Annotated in this window: 21 protein-coding genes and 1 pseudogene; 2 read left to right on the top strand and 20 right to left on the bottom strand. The window is 38.6% G+C overall.

Annotated features, from left to right (window positions below):
• Positions 1-126 precede the first annotated feature (126 nt).
• The 7 genes from mmsB to ABP870_RS08390 form a co-directional block, all read right to left on the bottom strand.
• The gene (gene mmsB, locus ABP870_RS08420) at positions 127-1344 is read right to left on the bottom strand and encodes a multiple monosaccharide ABC transporter permease (protein ID WP_350015002.1); all 1218 of its coding nucleotides are present in this window, start codon (positions 1342-1344) and stop codon (positions 127-129) included.
• Between the two features lie 15 nt (positions 1345-1359).
• The gene (locus ABP870_RS08415; RefSeq protein WP_350015001.1) at positions 1360-2904 is read right to left on the bottom strand and encodes a sugar ABC transporter ATP-binding protein; all 1545 of its coding nucleotides are present in this window, start codon (positions 2902-2904) and stop codon (positions 1360-1362) included.
• A 58-nt stretch (positions 2905-2962) separates the two neighbouring features.
• Positions 2963-4171, bottom strand: a complete 1209-nt coding sequence (locus ABP870_RS08410) for a substrate-binding domain-containing protein (RefSeq protein ID WP_350015000.1) — start codon at positions 4169-4171, stop codon at positions 2963-2965.
• A 31-nt stretch (positions 4172-4202) separates the two neighbouring features.
• The gene (gene araA / locus ABP870_RS08405; RefSeq protein WP_350014999.1) at positions 4203-5627 is read right to left on the bottom strand and encodes an L-arabinose isomerase; all 1425 of its coding nucleotides are present in this window, start codon (positions 5625-5627) and stop codon (positions 4203-4205) included.
• A 17-nt stretch (positions 5628-5644) separates the two neighbouring features.
• A complete protein-coding gene (locus ABP870_RS08400) occupies positions 5645-6340 on the bottom strand; it encodes an L-ribulose-5-phosphate 4-epimerase (protein WP_350014998.1) in 696 nt (231 codons plus the stop codon).
• A 14-nt stretch (positions 6341-6354) separates the two neighbouring features.
• A complete protein-coding gene (locus ABP870_RS08395) occupies positions 6355-7947 on the bottom strand; it encodes a xylulokinase (protein ID WP_350014997.1) in 1593 nt (530 codons plus the stop codon).
• Between the two features lie 113 nt (positions 7948-8060).
• Positions 8061-9122, bottom strand: coding sequence for a GntR family transcriptional regulator (locus tag ABP870_RS08390; protein ID WP_350014996.1), 1062 nt, complete (start codon positions 9120-9122; stop codon positions 8061-8063).
• A gap of 317 nt (positions 9123-9439) precedes the next feature.
• Here ABP870_RS08390 and ABP870_RS08385 point away from each other — a divergent pair.
• Positions 9440-10698 (top strand): ISL3 family transposase gene (locus ABP870_RS08385; RefSeq protein WP_350014995.1). Its coding sequence is split into 2 segments (ribosomal slippage): positions 9440-10619 and positions 10619-10698, totalling 1260 coding nucleotides; the frame shifts between segments, so codons are not numbered across the junction.
• 46 nt (positions 10699-10744) lie between these two features.
• On the opposite strand, the gene ABP870_RS08380 is transcribed toward ABP870_RS08385, so the two are convergent.
• The 13 genes and pseudogenes from ABP870_RS08380 to fabM all read right to left on the bottom strand — a co-directional run bounded on the left by ABP870_RS08380 (position 10745) and on the right by fabM (position 21436).
• Positions 10745-11515, bottom strand: a complete 771-nt coding sequence (locus ABP870_RS08380; RefSeq protein WP_350014994.1) for an acetyl-CoA carboxylase carboxyl transferase subunit alpha — start codon at positions 11513-11515, stop codon at positions 10745-10747.
• Positions 11512-12375 (bottom strand): acetyl-CoA carboxylase, carboxyltransferase subunit beta, encoded by an 864-nt coding sequence (accD, locus tag ABP870_RS08375; protein WP_350014993.1) that lies wholly within the window; start codon positions 12373-12375, stop codon positions 11512-11514. The genes ABP870_RS08380 and accD overlap by 4 nt, the downstream gene beginning before the upstream one ends.
• A gap of 11 nt (positions 12376-12386) precedes the next feature.
• The gene (locus ABP870_RS08370; RefSeq protein WP_350014992.1) at positions 12387-13766 is read right to left on the bottom strand and encodes an acetyl-CoA carboxylase biotin carboxylase subunit; all 1380 of its coding nucleotides are present in this window, start codon (positions 13764-13766) and stop codon (positions 12387-12389) included.
• Between the two features lie 48 nt (positions 13767-13814).
• Positions 13815-14237, bottom strand: coding sequence for a 3-hydroxyacyl-ACP dehydratase FabZ (gene fabZ / locus ABP870_RS08365; protein WP_350014991.1), 423 nt, complete (start codon positions 14235-14237; stop codon positions 13815-13817).
• On the bottom strand, positions 14234-14707 hold the full coding sequence (gene accB, locus ABP870_RS08360) for an acetyl-CoA carboxylase biotin carboxyl carrier protein (RefSeq protein WP_350014990.1): 474 nt from the start codon (positions 14705-14707) through the stop codon (positions 14234-14236). Before accB ends, fabZ begins: the two co-directional genes overlap by 4 nt.
• A 2-nt stretch (positions 14708-14709) precedes the next feature.
• Complete coding sequence (gene fabF, locus ABP870_RS08355) at positions 14710-15942, bottom strand: beta-ketoacyl-ACP synthase II (protein WP_350014989.1); 1233 nt, start codon at positions 15940-15942, stop codon at positions 14710-14712.
• 73 nt (positions 15943-16015) lie between these two features.
• On the bottom strand, positions 16016-16750 hold the full coding sequence (fabG, locus tag ABP870_RS08350; protein ID WP_350014988.1) for a 3-oxoacyl-[acyl-carrier-protein] reductase: 735 nt from the start codon (positions 16748-16750) through the stop codon (positions 16016-16018).
• Complete coding sequence (gene fabD, locus ABP870_RS08345; protein WP_350014987.1) at positions 16740-17684, bottom strand: ACP S-malonyltransferase; 945 nt, start codon at positions 17682-17684, stop codon at positions 16740-16742. The genes fabG and fabD overlap by 11 nt, the downstream gene beginning before the upstream one ends.
• A 14-nt stretch (positions 17685-17698) precedes the next feature.
• The gene (gene fabK, locus ABP870_RS08340; protein WP_350014986.1) at positions 17699-18664 is read right to left on the bottom strand and encodes an enoyl-[acyl-carrier-protein] reductase FabK; all 966 of its coding nucleotides are present in this window, start codon (positions 18662-18664) and stop codon (positions 17699-17701) included.
• A 197-nt stretch (positions 18665-18861) separates the two neighbouring features.
• The gene (locus ABP870_RS08335) at positions 18862-19086 is read right to left on the bottom strand and encodes an acyl carrier protein (protein ID WP_062710218.1); all 225 of its coding nucleotides are present in this window, start codon (positions 19084-19086) and stop codon (positions 18862-18864) included.
• Between the two features lie 58 nt (positions 19087-19144).
• Positions 19145-20116: a beta-ketoacyl-ACP synthase III gene (locus ABP870_RS08330; RefSeq protein ID WP_350014985.1), complete on the bottom strand. Its 972-nt coding sequence runs from the start codon at positions 20114-20116 to the stop codon at positions 19145-19147.
• Complete coding sequence (gene fabT, locus ABP870_RS08325) at positions 20116-20550, bottom strand: fatty acid biosynthesis transcriptional regulator FabT (protein ID WP_350014984.1); 435 nt, start codon at positions 20548-20550, stop codon at positions 20116-20118. Before fabT ends, ABP870_RS08330 begins: the two co-directional genes overlap by 1 nt.
• Positions 20551-20631: 81 nt before the next feature.
• A pseudogene (gene fabM / locus ABP870_RS08320) lies at positions 20632-21436 on the bottom strand (trans-2-decenoyl-ACP isomerase).
• A gap of 715 nt (positions 21437-22151) precedes the next feature.
• On the opposite strand from fabM, the gene ABP870_RS08315 reads away from it, so the two are divergent.
• Positions 22152-23498 (top strand): aspartate kinase, encoded by a 1347-nt coding sequence (locus ABP870_RS08315; RefSeq protein ID WP_350014983.1) that lies wholly within the window; start codon positions 22152-22154, stop codon positions 23496-23498.
• Positions 23499-23832 lie beyond the last annotated feature (334 nt).

The following is a 23832-nucleotide window of genomic DNA, read 5'->3' as shown; positions in this document are numbered from 1 at the left end:
GATTTAAGGTAATTGCTTCGTAGACTACTTGTATTACCCACAAAAAACAGCTTAATGAGGTCAAAATGTACAACCTTATTTTTGATTTATTTGATAGTTCACTATTCATAATAAGCATCACTCTTTCTATTTACGTTTTTTTGAATAAATATCAACGGCTACGGCAAGCAATAATACTAACCCTTTTATAGTCTGAATAAGAGCAGAATCAACACCCATGATAGACAAGCCTTGATTAATAACACCAATGACTGCAGCTCCAATAACTACTCCTGGGATTGTTCCAACACCTCCCGTTACAGCCGTTCCACCAACGAAACATGATGCAATAGCATCCATTTCAAATGAATTCCCTGTTGCAGCCGATGCTGAACTAAGTCGAGACAAGATAGCAATGGCAGCTACAGCAGATAAGAAGCCCATATGGACGTACAATAAGAAGTCAACCTTTTTGGTATTGATACCTGATAACATAGCAGCTCTGCGATTTCCACCGACAGCATAAACATGTCGTCCAAAAACCGTTTTCGTCAAAATAAAGTGGTAGACAGCAACTAAAATACCTACAATCACTAGCATAATTGGAATACCACCTTGGGTATTATTGCCCGACAAAGCAAATAGATAAGTTAAAGCTAAGATAATAATAGAAGAAGAAGCAATTTTCATATATGTTGCTGATAATGGTTCAACATCCAAACCAACATTAAAGGCTTTCTTACGGTTTCTAAATTGATGATATGCAAACAATACCGTTAGTAAAACACCCATAATCACAGTTAAGGCATCAAACTGCCCCCAAAATCCAAAAATATTTGGCAAGTAATTAGCTGCGATAGCATTGAATGAGGCATTATTAACTGGGATGGAAGCATTAATCATCGTAGTAGCTAAACCACGGAAAATCAACATACCTGCCAACGTTGTAATAAACCCTGGGATCCCTACATAGGCTACCCAAAATCCTTGCCATACACCAATTACAAGTCCTATTAAAATACCTACGATGATTGCCAAAAACCAATTCAAATGCATGTCTTGCATTAGAAGAGCGATACACCCTCCTATAAATCCAACTAAAGAACCAACGGATAAATCGATATGCGTCGCTATGATTACCATAACCATCCCTACAGCAAGGATAATAACGTAAGCATTTTGTTGAATTAACTGAACAACAGTGTTAGGTTGGAGTAGCAAGCCCCCTGTCAGAAATTGGAAGATGGCAATAATAGCAACTAATGCTCCTACAATACCATATTGACGACTACCTGATAAAAATGAGTTGAAAAATGTTTTATAGTCTGCTGTGTTCTCTGAAGTTTTATTATTCTGTGAAGTCATTTTTATTCCTTTTCCCTAAGAGATTTTCTCTTTGGTCATACCTTTCATTAGATATTCTTGTGTGAATTTTTCCTTAGCTACGTCTTCTGTGATGACGCCTTGACTGACAGTATAAATCCGATCACATATACCAATCAATTCTGGCAATTCAGAAGAAATCACAATGATTGCTTTTCCTTCATTTGCTAACTGATTAATGATTTCGTAAATTTCATATTTAGCACCAACATCGATACCACGTGTTGGTTCATCAACAATAAGGATATCTGGATCTGAAATAACCCATTTTGACAGAACTACCTTTTGCTGATTTCCACCAGATAAATTGGAAACTCGCTCTTCAATAGAGGGTGCCTTAATATGGAAATCTTTTCGATATTTTTCGGAAATGACTCTCTCGATATTATCGTCCATAATACCATGTTTAGAATGTTTATGAAGAGCCGCTAAAGAAGCATTCTCTCTTATGCTTTGTAATAGGTTTAATCCATAACCTTTTCTATCTTCGGTTGCATATGCTAAACCAGCTGATATAGCTTTTTTTACTGTTGAAGTATCTGTCTCTTTTCCACGAATGAATACCTTTCCAGAAATATTAGCTCCATATGACTTGCCAAAAACACTCATAGCAAGTTCCGTACGGCCTGCACCCATAAGACCGGCAATACCAACAATCTCACCTGAGCGCACACTGATAGATGCGTTATCAACTACTTTACGTTCTTGATCAATTGGGTGATGAACATTCCAATTTTCCACCCTAAAAATTTCATCTCCAATATGAGATTCGTGTTCAGGGTATAGACTAGTCAATTCACGTCCTACCATAGCCGCAATTAGTCTATCTTGATTTAGTGGTTCTTCTTTGGTATTAGGCATGTAACCGACTGTAGAACCGTCACGGATAATTGTCACATTATCTGTAATATCTTGAATTTCATTTAACTTATGAGAAATAATAACAGAAGTAACTCCTTGGTTATCACGTAAATCTCGTAAAATATTTAATAAATGAGCAGAGTCTTCATCATTAAGTGCTGCTGTAGGTTCATCTAAAACCAATAATTTAACATTTTTAGATAGTGCCTTAGCAATTTCAACAAGCTGCTGTTTGCCGACACCAATATCAGAAATTTTTGTTTCTGGGCTATCCATTAACCCAACGCGTCCCATAACCTTAATAGCATCAGAGCGAGTTCTCATCCAATCAATGACCCCATGTTCTTGTTTTTCATTTCCTAAAAAGATATTTTCAGCGATGGACAGATAGGGGCTTAGAGCAAGCTCTTGCTGGATAACAACTATTCCAAGATCTTCAGAATCTGAAATAGTTTTAAATTGACATTCCTTTCCATCATATAAGATATTCCCAGAGTATGTACCGTAAGGATAAACTCCAGATAAAACATTCATCAAGGTAGATTTTCCAGCACCGTTTTCTCCACAAATTCCATGAATTTCACCTTTTTTGATATTAAGATTAACATTTGTTAGCGCTTTAACTGGTCCAAATGTTTTGGTAATATCTTGCATCTGCAATATTAAATCAGAATTTTCCATAGTTTATTTCCTATTTATTAGTTTTTAGTGCGATACTTTTTTGTTACAAGTAGATATCCTACTTGATAATTGGGGCTTTAATATCTTTTTGATATTGATCTTCTGTAATGAAGCCAACTTCAACAACATAATGTAGCCCTTTTTGTTCACCTTTAGGATTTTTCACTAATTCGTCAGAATTCATCAACCAAGTTGGAACATCTTTTTTACCATTATTCATTGGTTTTTTATCGGATTTAGGTGTTTTTCCTTCCAAAATATCCACTAACAAATCTCTTGTTTGGTCAGATAGTAATGATGTATCTTTAAACACTGTTTGTGCTTGAGCCCCGTGGTAGATATTGGTAATAGCAATATCCATACCATCTTGACCAGTTATAATTGGCCATGCTGAGGCGTTTGTTGGATTTTTTGAATCAAATGGAATTGATGGTGACATTTCTGGGCGAGCGTTTTTGATTGATTTCATTGCTCCTAAAGAGATAGCATCATAAGGAGAAAGAACAGCTGCAAGTGGTTTATCTCCTAATTTAGTCATAATAGCATCCATTTGTTTTTGAGCTTGTGACTGATCCCAAGCATGCACAGAAATTTTCTTCCAATCTTTTGTAGTAAAATCTTTTGTTACAATGCCTGATGGATCAACAAGTTGCCCAGATTCAAAATAGGGTTGTAATAGATCCCATGCACCCTTAAAGAAATATGGAGCATTATTATCATCGTCAGACCCTGCAAACAAAGCAATATTATAAGGGGTATCTTTACCTCCACCATTTTTTAAATCTAAACGATCAATGATAGTCTGTGCCTCTAGAATCCCCGTACGTTCTAGTTCAAACGTAACATAAAAATCAACAGATTCAGTATTCATAATAAGACGGTCATACGCAATAACGGTTGCTCCATTATCTTTAGCTTGTTTAACTGCTGGACCAACTGCAGTTCCATCAACAGAGGCTACAACAACAGCTTTAGCACCAGCCGAAACAAGGTTGTTAATATCAGTTGATTGTTGAGATGGAGAATTATTAGCATAAGCTAACTTGGTTTTAAATCCCTGTTCTTCTAATTTTTTTACAAGATTATTACCGTCCATATTCCAACGTTGGTCAGCTTTAGTTGGCATTGAGATTCCAATTAAATCACCTTTTTTAAGCTGTTGTCCATTATCTTCCCAACCACGAGTTTGACTGCCACAACCATATAGAATAACCATCATCATAGCACCCAATACTGCAAAAACAAATGATTTCATTATTTTTTTCATAATTTTCCCGCTCTTTTCAAAAGTCAATCTTTTATTTTATCAATGTATACTCAAGTCCAACAAGTTTAGCCCATGCAATAATTTGATCAGAAGTCAAATTCAAGGACACAACTGTATGGTGACCTCCGCCAGCTTCAATCCATGATTTAACACCACTTTGGAAGTCTGGTTTCACTTTCCACATAACTCGAGCTACTGGTAGTTTTGGTGCAGCTTCTGTTGGCTCAAAAGCTTCTACTTCATTAATTAGAAGTTTATAGTGAGTACCAAAGTCAGCCATTGATACAACGACACCTTCACCGGCTTTACCATCAAATACTAGACGAGCTGGATCAGCCTTTCCACCAATACCTAATGGTGACACAAGAATACGAGGTTTATTAGCCGCAAGGCTGGGATCTACTTCTAGCATATGTGATTGTAAAATGGACTCTTGGCCTTGTGCTAACTCATAAGTATAATCTTCCATAAAACCTGTATTTTGATTATGTGACATTACCTTCATAAAACGATCAAGGGCAGCTGTTTTCCAATCCCCTTCACCAGCAAAACCATAACCTTGAGCCATTAACCGTTGAACGGCTAGTCCAGGAAGTTGCTCCATTCCATGCAAATCTTCAAAATTTGATGTGAAGGCAGTATAGCCACCATCATCAAGGAAACGCTTGATGGCAATTTCATACCGAGCTTGAACCTTGACATGCTTTTCCCAAGTTGCTTGATTATAATCTGCATAATCAAAGTCGTAAAGAGTTTCATAATCTGCAAAAAGATTATCAACTTCTTCATCTGTAACTTGGTTCACGACTTCTACCAAATCTCCAATACCAAAGTAATCAACTGTCCAACCAAACTGAATTTGTGCTTCCACTTTATCACCTTCAGTTACTCCTACATTGCGCATATTATCACCAAAGCGAGCAACTTTGATGTTGAAACCTTCATTATAGGCAACGGCAACATCCATCCAGCTTCCAATTTTTTCTTGTACGCTGTCATTTTCCCAATGTCCTACTACAACCTCGTTATTTTTTTTAAGGCGTGCATTAATAAAACCATATTCACGATCCCCATGAGCTGATTGATTTAAATTCATGAAGTCCATATCGATTGTTGACCAAGGAATTGATTCATTATATTGGGTCGCCAAATGAAGCAACGGCTTTTGAAGCAATTTAGTGCCACGAATCCACATTTTCGCTGGAGAGAAAGTATGCATCCATGTAATAACACCAGCTACTTCATCACGATAGTTAATCTCTTTCATCAGTTTAGTGATACTATCTGCTGAAACCGCCAAATCTTCTTGAAACACTAACTTATATGGTAACTTACCACTGTCATTTAGTTTTTTTACCATATCCCTAGCATGAACCTTTACTTCTTCTAAAGCTTCTTCACCGTATAAGTGTTGTGATCCCACAACAAACCAAAATTCTTGATTTAATTCTGACATTTTAAACTCCTTTTTATTTATTTTTGCCCATAGTAGGCATTTTTACCATGTTTACGTTGATAGTGTTTATCCAAAATGTGCTGAGGCAAATCTGGAGAATCTGGATTTAACTGACGCGTAAAAAAGTTCATTTTACTTACTTCTTCAAGAACTACTGCATGCATGACAGCATCTTCAGCATCTTTCCCCCATGTAAATGGTCCATGACCTTGCAACAGGATTCCAGGTACTTCATTAGGTTTTAGGCCCCGTTCCTTAAATGTTTCAACGATTACCGTTCCAGTTTCAGCTTCGTAGCCTGCATCAAGTTCTTCTTGAGTTAAGAATCTCGCACAAGGAACTGTACCATAGAAAGTGTCTGCGTGTGTTGTTCCCAATGCAGGCAAATCTTTTCCAGCTTGAGACCATACCACTGCCCATGGAGAATGTGTATGAACAACCCCACCAACATCTTGAAAATATTTATATATTTTTGCATGAGTTGGCATATCAGACGATGGTCGAAAATCTCCTTCAACGACATTACCGTCAAAATCACAAACAACCATGTCGGAGGCTTTCATAGCGTCGTAGTCAACTCCAGAGGGTTTGATAACAAACAAACCTTTTTCTCGATCAACTTGACTCACATTTCCCCAAGTGTATTTTATTAATCCCCGCTTGGGAAGTTCTAAATTTTGTTGATAAACTATTTCTTTTATATCTTCTAACATATTTGCCCCTTTCTCTAAATTATCTTGCCAGCTAAATTCTCAATGGCTAAACCATCTTCAAATGCTCTAATAAATTGTTCAAATTCTTTAACGTCTTCGTCTTTTGGTTCAATACGATACCGTTCTACTTTTCCAAAAACATCCTCATCTAAAAATTCCTGAAGTGTTTTTTCTTTTGAGAGACGTGTATAATTCGCTAATACTGCAATACCCCAAGCACCACCTTCACTAGCGGTTGTCATAACTTCAACTGGAGTCTTTATCGCACCAGCTAATAACCTCTGAGCAACATCTTTAGTTTTAAAAAGTCCACCATGACCAAGAATGCTATCCAATTTAACTTGCTCTTTGTCTGTCAAAATCCGCATCCCTATTGATACCGCAGCAAATGCTCCGTATAACTGCGTTTTCATGAAATTAGCTAAGCCAAAAGGACTTTCTGCACGTCTCACAAATAGTGGACGACCTTCATCAACCTTGACAATATCTTCGCCTGAATGATACGGATAACTAAGCATTGGTGCTTCTGATAACTGTTCTGTTAACATATGATTAAACAGAATTTCATACAATTTCCCTTTATCAGCCTTACCCCCAGTTAACTGAGTTAACTCATCAAACAAGCCGACCCATGCATTCAATTCTGTCGAACAATTATTGGCATGCACCATGGCCACACTATCTCCAACAGGAGTAGTAACAATATCAATTTCTGGGTAAACATTTTTTAAAGGCTCTTCTAAAACAACCATTGAAAATATTGAGGTACCAGCAGAAATATTACCTGTTTTCGGTCTAATACTATTTGTTGCCACCATACCAGTACCTGCATCACCTTCTGGAGGACAAAAAACAGAACCTGATTTCAAATCACCCGAAGGGTCTAGCAATTTTGCGCCTTCTTCGGTCAAAATTCCCGCAATTTCTCCTGCGGATAATACCTTTGGCAATAACTCTTCTACCTGCCAGGATAACTGTTTTGATGCGACCAAATTATCGAAACAAGAGAGTAGTTTTTCATCATACTGACCTGTATCACTATCTATTGGAAACATCCCAGAGGCATCTCCAACACCTAGTACAAATTCATTTGTTAATAACCCGTGGACATAGCCTGCAAGTGTTGTAAATCTAGAAATTTGTGAGATATGATCTTCACTATTTAAGATAGCTTGATACAAATGCGATACACTCCATCGGAGTGGCACATTAAAGTCAAAAGCCTTTGTCAACAGCTGCGCCGCTTCTCCAGTATTAGTATTTCGCCATGTTCTAAAAGGAACTAATAATTCTCCTGCGTGATTAAATGCTAAATAACCATGCATCATTGCACTGATTCCGATTTGACCAATACGTGACAAAGTAAGACCATACTGATTCTCAACTGCTCCCTTTAACTGTGAGTAGGCTTTTTGTAATCCTGACTGAATCGAATCCAAAGAGTAAGTCCATAAACCATCCACTAATTGATTTTCCCAGTCATGATTTCCCTGAGCCAAAACATCATTTGTATCGGATATAAGAACAGCTTTGATACGTGTAGAACCAAATTCAATTCCCAATGAGACATTTCCTTTTAAAATATCATCTATTACTTTTTTGTCCATACAACCTCCCATTATTTTGTAAGCGCTTTTTTTAATTATAATCCTTTTATATGTTTTTGTAAACGCTTTATTATTTTTTTAAAAATAAAATTGTGCATTGTACGCACAATCTCTTACTTTACGATAATTTTGGGTCGGAATAAATACGTACTTATCTTTTTATCGTCTGTTCCTTTTAGTTTTTCTAAGATGATTTGTACGACCTTTTCCCCTAAAACATGCTTTGGATGCTCCGCAGATAAAGTTATCGGATAAGATTTACCCAATTGAGAGTAGTCAAAGCTAGCTATGGTAAGTCTCTCTATGAGATCAGGACAAGTTTGAGTTAGTAATCTAATAAGATCTATAGCCAACTCATCATTGTAACAGATAAGCGCATCAACCTCTGCCGTTCTTTCCAAATAATTGATAACAGAATTCAGAATAATATCTCTATTCGAATGATTAAAACAGAAAATATCTTCATTGGAAAATAATTTATCAGACTGAAGATGAGCTTTAATAAAACCTTCCAAACGATCTTTTCCCTGCTTAAAATCCCAATTTGTTACAATAGCAATCTTTTCTAAATTTCTTTCAAACAGCGCCTCTGTCAAATATTGAGAGGAGCTAACATCATCTAAACTAACTGTGGGAATATCGATTAAGTCAATTCGTGAATTAATAAAAATAAGCGGAATCCCCGCTTCCCGAATACGAAGGTACTCAGAAATATTAGGATTATAACAATTGCTTTTTGCTGGTTCCATAATCAGAGCATCAATACCTTGATTTTGCAAAGAAAGCAAGCACTCTTTTTCCTGCTCAAAATCATTATTACTACTTGATAATATGAGGCTACAGTTATTTTCTCTAAGAGTTTTTTCGATACCACTAATAATCTCAGGAAAAATGTAGTCTGATAAAGAGGTTAATAAAACACCTACTGTTATGGTTTTTTCATGCTCTTCTTCAACACGATTCGCTCTTTCAGCAACAAAGGTTCCCGAACCGCGTTCGCTAACTAATAACCCCTCATTAACTAATAGAGATATTGCTTGTCTAACGGTGTGACGACTGACTTGATAATCATTTTGTAGCATTTGTTCCGTTGGAATTGAAGTCCCTTCTTCATACAAACCTCCTAAAATTTTCCCCCGTAAGTCATCAGCTATCTTTCTATATTTAGCAACCATAATTATTTCCCTCTCAAAATTTGTACGTACATATATTTTACAATTATTTCACTTTATTTTCAAGCGCCCATTGTCAAATCAAGTGTAACAAATGGTTCATCTGATTAAAAAGTTGTTCTCAAGGGTCTGGGCAAAAACTAGCTTCAGAATACAAAAACAGGCATTTCCGCAGTTGGAGATGCTCGTTTTTCTGGCTCTATAATTTCTGTAGTGGGTAAATTCCCATCGGAGATTATGGAGTCTTTTTTGACTATAGCAAAAAAGTTCCATATGACTTATAATGAAAAGCGACTAAACCACTCATTAGAAAGATTCATATGGAACAACTAGATGATATCAAAGATTCACTCAACATTAAAGACCCTAACATCGCTTTTGAAAAGCAATTTGACAAGTTCTTCACTCACAGAGAGTATCATGCCAAGTTAGATTATGATGCCCCACAATACCCTTCTTGTCAAGGAAAAATGGCAAAGTACGACTTCCAAAAACCATGTAAAATTCCCTATCTGGAAATGGCTGGTTGTAAAGTACTGATTCGTCTCAAAAAGCGTCGCTTCAAATGTCAATCGTGTGGGAAAATGGCTGTCGCTAAGACCTCTCTGGTCAGAGAAAATCATCAGATTCCCAACATCATTAACCACAAAATCACCGACAAACTCATGAGCCGTGAGGCAATGTCAAAAATCGCCGAAGACCTCTCTGTCTCTGTGTCAACCGTCTATCGGCAACTCAACCGCTTTGAGTGTCAGACAGATTTAACCTGGTTACCCGAAAATGTGTCGTGGGATGAGTATGCTTTCAAGAAGGGAAAGATGAGCTTTATTGCCCAAGATTTCGATGCCAACAAGATTATCGCTATCCTTGATGGTCGGACGCAAGCTGTCATTAAAAATCATTTCATGCGGTATTCTCACAAGGTGCGCAGTCGTGTCAAAGTCATCACCATGGATATGTTTAGCCCCTATTATGACATCGCTAAGACACTGTTTCCTAAGGCGAAGATTGTGCTCGATAGGTTCCACATTGTTCAAAACCTATCTCGCGCCATGAACCGTTTCCGTATCCAAATCATGAACCAATTTGAGCGTCAATCTCAGGAATATAAGGCCTTAAAACGTTACTGGAAACTCATCCAACAAAACAGTCGAAAACTCAGTGATAAACGATTTTATCGCCCAACTTTTCGCATGCACTTGACCAATCAGGAGATTGTGCAACGTCTTTTGGGCTACTCTGATGAACTACGCCACCACTATGACCTCTTCCAATGCCTTCTCTTTCATTTCCAAGAAAAGCAGGAGAAACACTTCTTTGATCTCATTTCTGATACCATCAAACAAGTTCATCCCATCTTCAAGACCGTCTTTTCAACCTTTCTAAAAGACAAAGACAAGATTATCAATCCCCTGAAACTACCTTATTCCAACGCCAAACTAGAGGCGACCAACAACCTTATTAAAGTCATTAAGCGAAATGCTTTTGGCTTTAGGAAGATGAAAACTTCAAAAAACGGATTTATCTCGCTTTGAACACAACAAAAGAGAGAACCAATCTGATTCTCTCCCGGTGTTAGTTATAAGTCAACCCACTACAGTTGACAATGAGCCGATTTTTTTTGCTCAATACTTCCTAAACTTCTCATATCTTTTTTCTAACAATTCTTCTATCGGCAATTGTTTAAGAGATGCTAGTTCTTGAACCAAATTGTCTTTTAGCATGTCAGCTATTTCACTTGAAAAATAACCATGCTCGGGAATGACTTTATCGACTACCCCCATATTGAGTAATTCTCCAGCTGTGATTTTCATCAATTCTGCCGCTTCTGGAGCTCGGCTGCCATCTTTCCATAAAATCGATGCAAAGCCTTCTGGGCTCAAAACAGCATACGTGGTATGTTCTAACATCCAAACACGATCAGCCACTGCTAAAGCCAGAGCACCACCAGAACCACCCTCACCGATGATAATAGCGATAATCGGTACCCTCAGCTCACTCATCTCAAGTAGGTTTCTGGCGATCGCTTCACCTTGACCACGCTCTTCTGCTTCCACCCCAGGATAAGCCCCAGCTGTATTAATAAAAGTAATAACAGGACGACCAAACTTCTCAGCCTGCTTCATAAAGCGCAAGGCTTTACGATAACCCTCAGGGTGCGGTTGCCCAAAATTACGATGAAGATTATCTTGTAAATTCTTACCTTTTTGGATCCCAATTATTGTCACTGGTTGACCGTCCAAACGAGCAAGCCCAGCAACTACTGCTCCGTCATCAGCGAACTGACGATCTCCATGCAGCTGAATAAAATCCTCAAATAGCGTTTCAGCATAATCCAAAGTGGTCATGCGATGTTGATCGCGCGCTTCTTTTAAAATTCTTGACACATCACTCACGGCATACCTCCATGAAAACCCAACAAACACCCAATCACTTGCGGCAAATCTATGCGTTTGACAATCTTATCCACAAAACCATGCTCCAAAAGAAATTCTGACTTCTGAAAATCCTCGGGTAAATCTTCTTTCACTGTCGTTTCAATAACGCGACGTCCCGCAAATCCGACGAGTGTTTGTGGCTCAGCTAAAATAATATCTCCTTGCATCGCAAAACTAGCTGTCACTCCCCCAGTTGTCGGATCAGTCAAAACAGTCAAATAAAAGAGCCCAGCTTTAGAATGACGTTTTACAGCCGCAGAAACCTTAGCCATCTGCATAAGACTCATAATCCCCTCTTGCATTCTAGCGCCACCCGAAGCTGTGAAAATAACCACTGGAAGTTTCCTCCTTGTTGCCAACTCAAACAAAAGGGTGATCTTCTCACCAACAACAGTCCCCATCGAGGCCATGATAAAATTAGCATCCATGATAGCTAGAGCTGTTTTTTGCCCTTTAATTTCAGCCAATCCTGTCAAAACAGCCTCATCAAGACCAGTTTTTTCACGTGCTTGAGTCAGCTTTTCCTGATATTTTGGAAAACGTAAGGGATCCTTCGTCTCCATACCAGAAAATAGTTCCTCAAACGTGCCATCATCAGCTGTAATCGCTAGACGCTCTAAAGCTGAAATTCTAAAGTTATAAGAACAAGTCGGACAAATTTTAGCTAAACCCAAATCCTTTTGGTAAATCAAGTGCTTACAGGCAGGACACTTAGCAAAAAGTTCATCAGGAACCTCCGGTTTAGGCGCATTGTCCCTCTTAAAAGAACGATTGGGATTAATTCTAAAGTACTTATCCTTCTGATCAAATAAACCCATACATCACCTTTCTAGTCGTCGAGGTCTTTTCGTTTCTGATAAACCGGTAAAAATGTCTCCGTCAAAAACGAGGTATCGTAATCACCAGCAATCACATGTTGATCTGAAATTAAATCCAACTGGAAGTCCGCATTCGTTACCAAACCCTCTACTTCAAATTCATAAAGAGCACGTTGCATCTTCATAAGCGCATCGAAGCGGTTTTCCCCATGCACAATGATTTTAGCAATCATACTATCGTAGTAAGGAGGAATAGCATAACCATTGTAAACGGCAGAATCAACACGAAGTCCCAAACTCCCACCTGGTATATGCACATTGGTAATCTTACCTGGACTTGGTGCAAAGTTTAAGCGAGGATTTTCAGCATTGATCCGACACTCGATAGCGTGACCACTAATAGCCACCTCATCTTGTGTAAGCAATAGTTTATGACCTGCAGCAATCTTAATCTGTTCCTTAACAATATCAACACCCGTTACAAATTCCGTCACAGGATGCTCTACTTGAATACGAGTATTCATTTCCATGAAGTAAAAATCTCCTGACTGCTCATTCAAGAGAAACTCTATCGTTCCAGCGTTAACATAAGAAACCGCTTTAGCCGCGCGAACAGCAGCATCACCTAAGGCTTGACGAAGGGTTTTCCCAATAGCAACTGATGGACTTTCTTCTAAAACTTTTTGATTATTCCGCTGCAAAGAGCAATCACGTTCTCCTAGGTGGATGATATTCCCATAACGATCACCCAAAATCTGAACCTCAATATGGCGAGCAGGATAAATCACTTTTTCAACATACATAGCACTATTGCCAAAAGCTTCCAAGGCTTCTTTTGAAGCTGACTCAAACGCTTCAGCTAGTTCGCACTCTTGCTCAACCTTACGAATCCCTCTTCCACCACCGCCAGCCGAAGCCTTTAACATAACTGGATAACCAATTTGCTTAGCGATGGCCATAGCCTCGTCAGCGGTGTGAACTTCACCATCAGACCCCGGAATAACCGGAACACCCGCTGCAATCATCTCACGCCGTGCATTGATTTTGTCACCCATTTTGTTCATAACCTGTGGAGAAGGACCAATAAAACTGATATTCATCTCTTCACACATAGTAGCAAACTTAGCATTCTCACTTAAAAAGCCAAAGCCTGGGTGAATGGCTTCAGCTCCAGTAACAATGGCAGCCGATAGTACAGAGCTCATATTTAAATACGAGTCTGCTGAGCGTGCTGGCCCAATACAGATAGCCTCATCGGCCAAAATGGTATGAAGGGCATCCCTGTCAGCTTCCGAATAAACGGCAACCGTGGCAATACCTAACTCACGCGCTGCTCGAATAATACGTACCGCAATTTCACCACGATTAGCAATCAGTAGCTTCTTAAACATTTGATTTCTCCTTACCACAAGTCCTTGCAGATAGACTTGTCAACAGTTCTAGTCACGAATAGCAAAAGTAAGTATGCCACTGGCAGCCAATTGCCCCTCAACTTCGGCCTTTGCTTCCACAACAGCAATATTACGACGACGTTTAATGAACCTCGCTGTCATGACCAACTGATCTCCAGGCACCACTTGCTTTTTAAATTTAACCTTATCCATGCCTGCATAAAAAACTAACTTACCCTTGTTTTCATCTTTCGATAATTCCAAAACACCTGCTGTTTGAGCTAAAGCTTCCATAATCAAAACACCCGGCATTACTGGGTAATCTGGGAAATGCCCATCGAAGAAGGGTTCATTGATCGTCACATTTTTAATAGCAACAATCTTATCATCACTCGTCTCTAAAACACGATCAACCAAAAGCATAGGATACCGGTGCGGTAAAGCCTCACGAATAGCTTTAATATCAATCATTTAATCCGCACCAACCCTTGTCCATACTCTACCACATCTTCATTAGCCACTAAAATGTCTACCACCACTCCATCACGCGGCGCAGGCACCTCATTCATAACTTTCATAGCCTCAATAATCATCAAGGTTTGCCCCTTTTTAACGGAATCACCCACAGAGACAAACTTAGCTTTCTCAGGTGTCGGTGACAAATAAGCCACACCAACCAAGGGACTTTCCACAAGATCTCCTTCTGCAGTCTGAGCTGACCGTAATTCAGCCTGATCCAAAGCCGATGCCATTTTAAGCTCTGAAGCATCCACTGCATGATGAGCTAACTCTGAAACAGCACTAGCTTGCGCTGACACTGGTATATCTTGCCGCTCATTTTTACTAAAGCGCAACTCATTACCATCTTGTTTAAACGAAAATTCACGAAGACTAGATTCATCAAATTGACTCATCAAGTCCTTAATTTCTGAAAGATTCACCTTTAATCCTCCCAACGTTTGAAGGCAAGAACCGCATTGTGTCCACCAAATCCAAAGGTATTAGAAATGGCATAGCGAATATCTGCTTTAAGTCCTTGCCCCATCACCACATTGGCTTCTATATCTTCTGATAATTCTCTTGTACCAGCTGTCATATGGATAAAACCATGACGCATACTCTCAATGGTAGCAATTGCTTCAACGGCACCAGTTGCCCCTAATAAATGCCCAGTAAATGATTTAGTTGACGACACAGGCACATCTTTGCCTAAGACAGCAACAATAGCTTGACTTTCACCCTGTTCATTAGCTTGTGTGGAAGTACCATGTGCATTAACGTAATCCACATCGCTCGGCTCAATCCCTGCTTCTGAGATCGCTAATGCCATTGCTTTAGCAGCACCTGACCCGTCTGGAGACGGGGTAGTTTGATGATAGGCATCACAAGTATTGCCGTAGCCGACAATCTCAGCTAAGATAGTCGCCCCGCGTTTTTGGGCATGCTCTAAACTTTCTACCACTAGCACTCCTGAGCCCTCGCCCATCACAAAACCATTACGGTCTTTGTCAAATGGAATAGACGAACGAGCAGGATTCTCTGTTGTCGACAGAGCCGTCAAAGCATTAAAACCACCAATACCAATTTCATTAATGGTACTTTCAGACCCACCGGCTAAAACGACATCTTGATAGCCAAATTTAATTTCACGGAAAGCTTCTCCGATAGCATCGTTAGCTGACGCACAGGCTGTCGTAATCGACTTACAAACACCATTAGCACCGATACGAAGCGAAATATTTCCAGCACCCATGTTAGAAAGGGCTTTAGGAATAAACATAGGTTTAATGCGCCTCATACCTTTTTCATGCATACGGATAATTTGCTCTTGCATTTCTTCAAGACCACCAATACCAGATGAAACGATAACCCCAACGCGATCACGATCAACCGTATTCATATCAAGACCAGCATTTTCCAAAGCTTCTAGCGTCGCATAGATAGCATAAAGTGAATACAGATCCATTCGATTCTTGTCCTTGCGAACAAAATACTTATCAAATGGAAAATCCTGAATCTCTCCAGCATTATACACAGGAATTTCTGAAGTATCAAATTTTGTAATTGGTTTTATACCAATTGTACCAGATTCTAAGCTTTTCCAAAACTCTTTAGGTGTATTTCCGATAGGTGATGTCACACCATATCCTGTAATAACCACACGATTCGTTGACATAAATTCTCCTTTATTTCGTTTCTAGATGGATCGTAGTCATTCAAACCACTCTCATCCAGTCAGTAGAAGATACTTAAATCATGGTCATACCACCATCAATAGCGATGATTTGACCGGTTAAATACTCTTGCTCTGCTAAAAAGACCGCTACTTGAGCAACTTCTTGTGGCTTACCGATACGTCTCATTGGAATCTGTCCCAAGATAATATCTTTCATTTTATCAGGAATAGCATCTGTCATATCCGATGCTATAAAACCAGGTGCAATAACATTTACCCTTACCCCACGAGCAGCAACTTCTCTCGCTACTGATTTTGAAAATCCTATTAAGCCAGCTTTAGATGCTGCATAGTTAGCCTGACCAACATTACCTGTCAAACCAACCACAGACGATACGTTAACAATGGCACCTTGCCGCGCCTTGGTCATCGTTTTTAAAACAGCCTGTGTCATATTAAAGGCACCTGTCAGATTAATCTTTAGGACCTTCTCAAAGTCAGCCTCTGTCATTTTCAACATCAATTTATCATTAGTGATTCCAGCATTATTAACCAAAACATCAAGACTGCCAAGCTCTGAAATAGCTTCTTGAACCATGCGTTTTGCCTCAGCCTCCTGTGAAATATCACCTGAAATCCCGATGACCTTCACACCATAATCAACGAACTGACTCAAAAGTTCCTCTGAAATCTCTGAACGCCCATTTAAAACAACATTCGCACCACGACGTGCAAATTCATGAGCAATACCTAGACCAATCCCGCGAGTGGATCCTGTAACAAAAACATTTTTAGTTTTAATTTCCATTTTTTTCCTCACTTATTTGATTGAGCAATTGTTCCAAGCTAGCTAAATCATTGACGGATATAGTTGGAAGGCTCTTATCAATTTTCTTGATGAATCCTGATAAAACTTTTCCGGGACCAATTTCAATCACTCGGTCAACACCAAATGCCTGAATTTCGGCTATTGATTCATAAAACCTAACAGGTTCTATAACTTGACGTGCTAACAAAGACTTAACGTCATCTTTTGCCATCAGTTTAGCCTCTGTATTGCCAACCAAAGGAATCTTAAACTCATTAAACGTCACCTTCTCTAGAACTTCTGTTAAACCTTGACTAGCTTTTTGAAGCAAGGCTGTATGGAAAGGCCCTGAAACTTTAAGTGGAATCATACGTTTGACACCCGCTTCTTTTAACATAGCAAGAGCCATATCGACAGCAGCAATCTCACCACCAATAACGATTTGCTGAGGAGTATTGTAATTAGCGGGACTAACAATGCCTAAGCCAGAAGCTTTTTGACAAGCGTCTTCAATGAGTGAGACATCCGTATTCATAATGGCAACCATTTTTCCAATGCCAGTAGGGGCTGCTTCCTCCATCAACTGACCACGCTTTGCAACCACTCTTAAAGCCGTTTCAAACTCTAGCGCACCCGCAGCAACCAAAGCTGAATACTCCCCCAGAGACAGTCCTGCAACAATATCTGGTCTTATCCCTTTTTCCATTAAAAGTCTGTAAATAGCGACGGAAGTCGTTAAGATAGCAGGTTGAGTATATCTCGTCTGATCCAACTTATCTTGATTGTCATCAATCAAAGAACGAATATCATAGCCTAAAACCTGCCTTGCTTGGTCAAAAGTTTCTTTAATAATCTCAAAATGCTCATACAAATCACGAGCCATTCCTAAAGTTTGCGCTCCTTGACCCGCAAATAAAAAAGCCGTTTTTGTCATCTTTTCTCCTTCGTTTAATCTAGAAGATTTGCCCAACGTTTAGCTTCCTCAGCAATGACTGCTTTAGCACCTAAATACAAATCTTCTAAAATGTCGGCACAAGTTTCTTCTTTATTAACTAAACCAGCAATTTGACCAGCCATCACAGAACCATTGATCACGTCACCATCAACAACTGCATCACGAAGAGCTCCCGCACCCAATTCTTCAATTTCTTCAATTGTTTTTTTACCAACAAGAAAATCTTTTTCAGCTTGGCTATAAGCAGTTACTAATTTATTCTTAATAGCACGAACAGGGTGTCCAACAATGGAAGCCGAAACCACTGTATCAATATCTTTTGCCTTCAAGACTTTATTTTTAAAAGCCTGGTGAGCATTAGATTCCTTGGCTACGATAAAACGCGTTCCAACTTGAACAGCATCTGCTCCCAACATAAAGCTAGCCGCCATGCCTCGACCATCTGCAATACCGCCTGCCGCAATAACAGGAATATCAAGGGCCTCGACCACTTGGCGAACCAAAGTCATTGTTGTCAATTTCCCAATATGACCACCTGCTTCCATACCTTCAGCAATCACAGCATCTGCCCCCAATTTTTGCATTCTTTTTGCTAAAGCAACACTAGGTACAACTGGAATGACAGTCACTCCTGCCTCATGTAGACGTCCCATATACTTACCAGGGTTACCGGCACCAGTCGTTACAACTTTAACACCTTCTTCAATTACTAGATCAACAATGTCATCAGCAAAAGGCGATAACAACATGATATTAACACCAAAAGGATTGTCTGTCATTGACTTAATTTTATCAATATTGGCTTTAACAACCTCTTTAGGCGCATTGCCACCACCGACAATTCCTAGACCACCTGCTTTAGAGACCGCACTAGCAAGGTCGCCATCTGCAACCCAAGCCATACCACCTTGAAAAATAGGATATTTGATATTTAAGAGTTCTGTAATACGTGTTTTCATAAACGGTTCGAATAATACTTTCTATTTTAAATGATTTGATAATCAAATTATATAGCTAAAATAAGAAGGAGTGGGAGATACACTAGATAGAAATACTCTTATCGTTTATCATCCCACTCCCATAAGCCAGTTAGAAGTTAACAATCAAAATGTCACTCACCGACCTTAGGAGCTGAGTTGTTCTCAACCTCTAAAATTTATTTTGTTTTGTCTTCAACATAAGCAACCAAGTCACCTACAGTGTTAAGACCTTCTTCAGTTTCGATTTGAATATCAAACTCATCTTCGATTTCAGAAATAACTTGGAAGACATCCAGTGAATCTGCATCAAGATCATCAAAAGTTGTTTCCATTTTTACTTCTTCTGCTTCTTTGCCAAGTTCTTCTATGATAATCTCTTGTACTTTATCAAATACTGCCATGGTTTTTTTCTCCTTAGAAAATAAATAATATATAAATGTGCTATCTGCACAAAGTTAACTAAATTTTAACAATTAGATTTCCCCATGTCAAACCTCCACCAAAAGCAGAAAGAAAAACAGTTTGAGAACCATCTAATGTGATTAAACCTCGCTCTACACTTTCCGATAATAAGATTGGAATACTTGCACCGCTAGTATTACCATAATCTTGCATATTTGCCAAAAACTTATCTCGATCTACCGATATTTTTTTAGCCATCTTATCAAGAATTCTGACATTAGCCTGATGCAACAAGAAATAATCAATCTTTAAATCCTTGTGATTATCAAGCAACTGAGCAATACTCTTCGATACTGTTTTGATGGTAAACTCAAAAACCGCTCTTCCATCCATCTTCAAATAAGAAGATTCTTGCGCTATAATCTGACTAAAAGGAGAGGCTAAACTTCTTGTTCCAGATTGTAAACTTTCCCACTGACTTCCCTTGGTATTCAATGATTCTGCCAAAAAATGTCGTTGGTCTGAAGTCTCTAAGAGCACCCCTCCAGCTCCATCACCAAATATAACAGCTGTCGATCGATCTGTCCAATCAAGAACCTTAGACATCACTTCCGCTCCGATAACCAATCCCTTTTGATACGCACCAGAGGCAATAAACTTCTCAGCTGTTGCCAGTGCAAATACGAAACCACTACAAGCTGCGGTCACATCGAAAGCAAAAGCTTTATCAGCGCCAACATTACCTTGAACTTTAGCAGCCACAGAAGGCATATTACTATCCGGCGTAATAGTCGCAACGATAATAAAGTCTAGCTCATCAGCATTCAAAGCAGACTTCTCCAGTAAAGCTTGGGCTACCTTAGTGGCTAAATCACTAGTTTCCTCATTTTGTGAAATATGACGCCGTTTAATTCCTGTTCTACTAGTAATCCATTCATCACTGGTATCTAAGATTTGAGATAAGTCATTATTGGTGACAATATTTTCAGGAACATAGTGAGCTACTTGTGAAATTTTTGCAAAACCCATTATTTAAGGTCCTCCAAAAACTGATTCAAATTTTTCAAACCACGACTCATGATCGCAAACTCCTCCTCATCAAAACCATCAGTAATCTGTTTAACCATATTCATATGAAATTTTTGGTGTAAGCGAAACAGGAGACGCCCTTTCTGAGAGAGACTTAAATGAACAACACGACGGTCTCTATTAGATCTCGTTCGAATGATATAGCCTTTTTTCTCTAGCTTGTTCAAACTCGTTGTAACCGTCCCTAATGTCACCATTAAAGCCTTAGCAATGTCACTAGGTGTCGCGTTTGGAGTGTTACCGATTTCATCAATAGTATGCATTTCTTTAATTGAAACATCATTGAAACGGCTTGTTTTCAAGCTAGCTTCTTCAATAACGAGTACATTGTTAAAAATACCTACTAGGTAATCATTGATTTCCTTGTAATCCACCGAAATAACCTCCATAAAGTTTGACTATCAAATTATATCAAAGGTAAAATTATTTTGCAAGGATTTTATAGCATCAACCGCTCATCTATCGAATAAACCATTGCCTGTAAAAGCAGGCCTTCTTCTTTCGGCATGTGCTTTAACGCCTTCTTTAAAATCATCCTGAAAAGCCAATCGTTCCTGCCAAGATAATTCTTTAGTAGCATAGCTTTCCCAGTCAGAAAAGAAGCTCGCCCAGACCAACTGCTTTGGCTGCATAAGAATTGAACGAACCACGTTTCAACCGTTTTATGAGCTGATCTCGGGTTTTCCCCAATTTTTCCGATTCACAAGATTTATAAACAAAACCATACTCCTCAGCTTTTTCAGCTGAAACGGCTTCCCCCGTCATCGCCAATTGAGTTGCACGGTTGATGCCTAGCGAACGGGTGAGTAAGAATAGTCCTCCAGCATCCGGAGCCAAACCAACATTTACAAAGGCCTGAATAAACTTAGATTTATCACTAGCAATACAAAAGTCTGAAGCTATAGCCAAGTTAAATGCCGCACCGGCAACAGCTCCGTCTGTACACATGATGACAGGTTTGGGGAGTTGTTTAAGTTTAAATGCAATATCCTGCACATACCTCGCTATATCTACTAAGGATTCCACATCATCTTCAGTTACCGCTCTTTCCATCTCCAGCAAATCACCACCGACTGAAAAAACAGAACCTTCAGCCTCAATGACTAACATTTGAATATTTGGATCATTATCAATATTTGTCAAAACATCTAGTACTTCAAGACACATCGAAATATTAAAACCATTGTTTGCTTGAGCCCTTGTAAACATTAAACTGCCAACATTATCAGTCACTGTAAATCGAATTGTATGATAAATCATTTCCACCTCTTTTTGTTTGAATGTTAAATAGTTTTATTTTCAAAGTATATCACAAAAAAATAGTTTTTCAATTAAAAAACAATCTTTTTCACTTTAATAAATCAAGTTATTTAGCCATTCAAAGCAGTCTGTTCCTGTAAGTAATACTGATTTTCAAATTGATTATACGGTCGTACCTACTTCTACTTATGATAGAGACATAGCCTTAAAAAACAGCACAATTGCCCTAATGTTATGAGGGTAAACTTATAGCGAAAAGATCAGAGTAACATTAGCAGGATATAATGATTGATTGAGGTCACAACTTAGAAAAGATGTCAAACTGACCACGTTTTGAAAATAATAAAATCAGTCTTTTGCAAAAGCCATTGTAACAAGATTACTTGCTCATTCTCTTACCCCTGAAGTGACCTCAGATGAATTCGACTAAAATTTAAAATACTCTCCCACTTACGCTTAATTTATTTATACAATAGGATATGAATAGAACAAACGCATGAGACATTTTATGGATTTTAATGTTCAGATTTTCCTAAAATAAGTATTATCTTTTCGAGTTCTTACTGGAGATAACTCTCTAAAAGGAATTATCATCTGCACTATAATTCGGAAATATCTGTTTCATACATTTAGCGCGGAGATATGAAATAAGATCTTGTAAATTATCTGAAATTTGTTATAATTTCCCTAATACACTTTACTGAGGAGTAACATTATGAAAGTTACAAAATTTGGCGGAAGCTCACTTGCTTCAGCTGAACAATTACAAAAAGTTCTCAATATTGTCAAAAGTGATCAAGAGCGACGTTTCATCGTTGTGTCTGCTCCAGGTAAACGACATCCCGAAGATACTAAAGTAACAGATGCTCTCATCAATTACTACAATCATTATATTAATCAGGAAGACACAGCTGAAGAAAAAAAGTGGATTGTTGAACGCTATCGTGACATAGCAACTGAACTTAATCTTGATTTGACAATCATTGACACCATTCAAAACGCCATCGAACATCTTGCGACACTCCCAATTGAAAACAATCCTTATCTATACGACACCTTTCTGGCTGCTGGAGAGGATAATAATGCAAAATTAATTGCTGCTTACTTTAAAGAAAATGGTTTGGACGCTGTTTACTTACATCCTAGAGAAGCAGGGCTTTTTGTATCAAGTGAACCGCAAAATGCGCGACTTTTACCAATGAGTTACCATCACATTGAAAGAATAACTCACAACCGACATATATGTATTATTCCAGGATTTTTTGGTGTAACCATTGATAATGATATTTGCACCTTTTCGCGTGGTGGCTCGGATATTACTGGTTCATTAATTGCCACTGGAACACATGCTGATCTCTATGAAAACTTCACTGACGTTGATGGTATCTTCGCAGCTCATCCAGGTGTTGTTCATAAACCACATTCAATTAGTGAATTAACTTATAAAGAGATGCGAGAGTTAGCCTACGCAGGTTTCTCAGTCTTACACGATGAGGCTCTCATTCCCGTCTATCGCGCCAAGATTCCTCTTGTCATTAAAAATACCAATAATCCTGACCATCCAGGCACAAAAGTCATTCTAAAACATGAAGATTTAGATTTACCGGTTGTTGGTATTTCAGGAGATGATCAGTTTGTTAGTATCAATATTTCTAAATACCTAATGAACAGAGAAATTGGATTCGGTCGCAAAGTTTTACAACTTTTAGAAGAGCTTAACATGCGCTGGGAGCACATTCCAACAGGAATTGACGACATGTCCATTGTACTCAGAAAACGCGAATTAACACCAGAAAAAGAAGAAAAAATAATTGACTATCTTCAAAATGAGCTCCATGTGGATGAAGTTGACATCGAAAGAGACCTCTCAATCATTATGATCGTAGGGGAAAAAATGAAAAATCATATTGGGATCACATCTACCGCAACAAAAGTTTTATCTGAGAAAAATATCAACTTAGAGATGATTTCTCAAGGCTCAAGTGAAGTTTCAATTATGTTTGTCATAAAAACTCAGCAAGAAAAAGAAGCAATTAGAGCCCTCTACTCAGCATTTTTCTAAAATCTAATAAACTCGCGCTTTAGATAACACTGCCTAACACTTCGTCAATGCCAAACAACACTCAACTCCAAAAGCTCTATCTTTTTCGGCTCTATAATTTCTGTAGTGGGTAAATTCCCATCGGAGATTATGGAGTCTTTTTGACTGTAGCAAAAAAGTTCCATATGACTTATAATGAAAAGCGACTAAACCACTCATTAGAAAGATTCATATGGAACAACTAGATGATATCAAAGATTCACTCAACATTAAAGACCCTAACATCGCTTTTGAAAAGCAATTTGACAAGTTCTTCACTCACAGAGAGTATCATGCCAAGTTAGATTATGATGCT

Source organism: Streptococcus jiangjianxini (genome assembly GCF_040225085.1).
Taxonomy (GTDB): domain Bacteria; phylum Bacillota; class Bacilli; order Lactobacillales; family Streptococcaceae; genus Streptococcus; species Streptococcus jiangjianxini.
The sequence above is the reverse complement of the archived record's forward strand: the minus strand, read 5'-3'. Positions and strand labels throughout refer to the sequence as shown.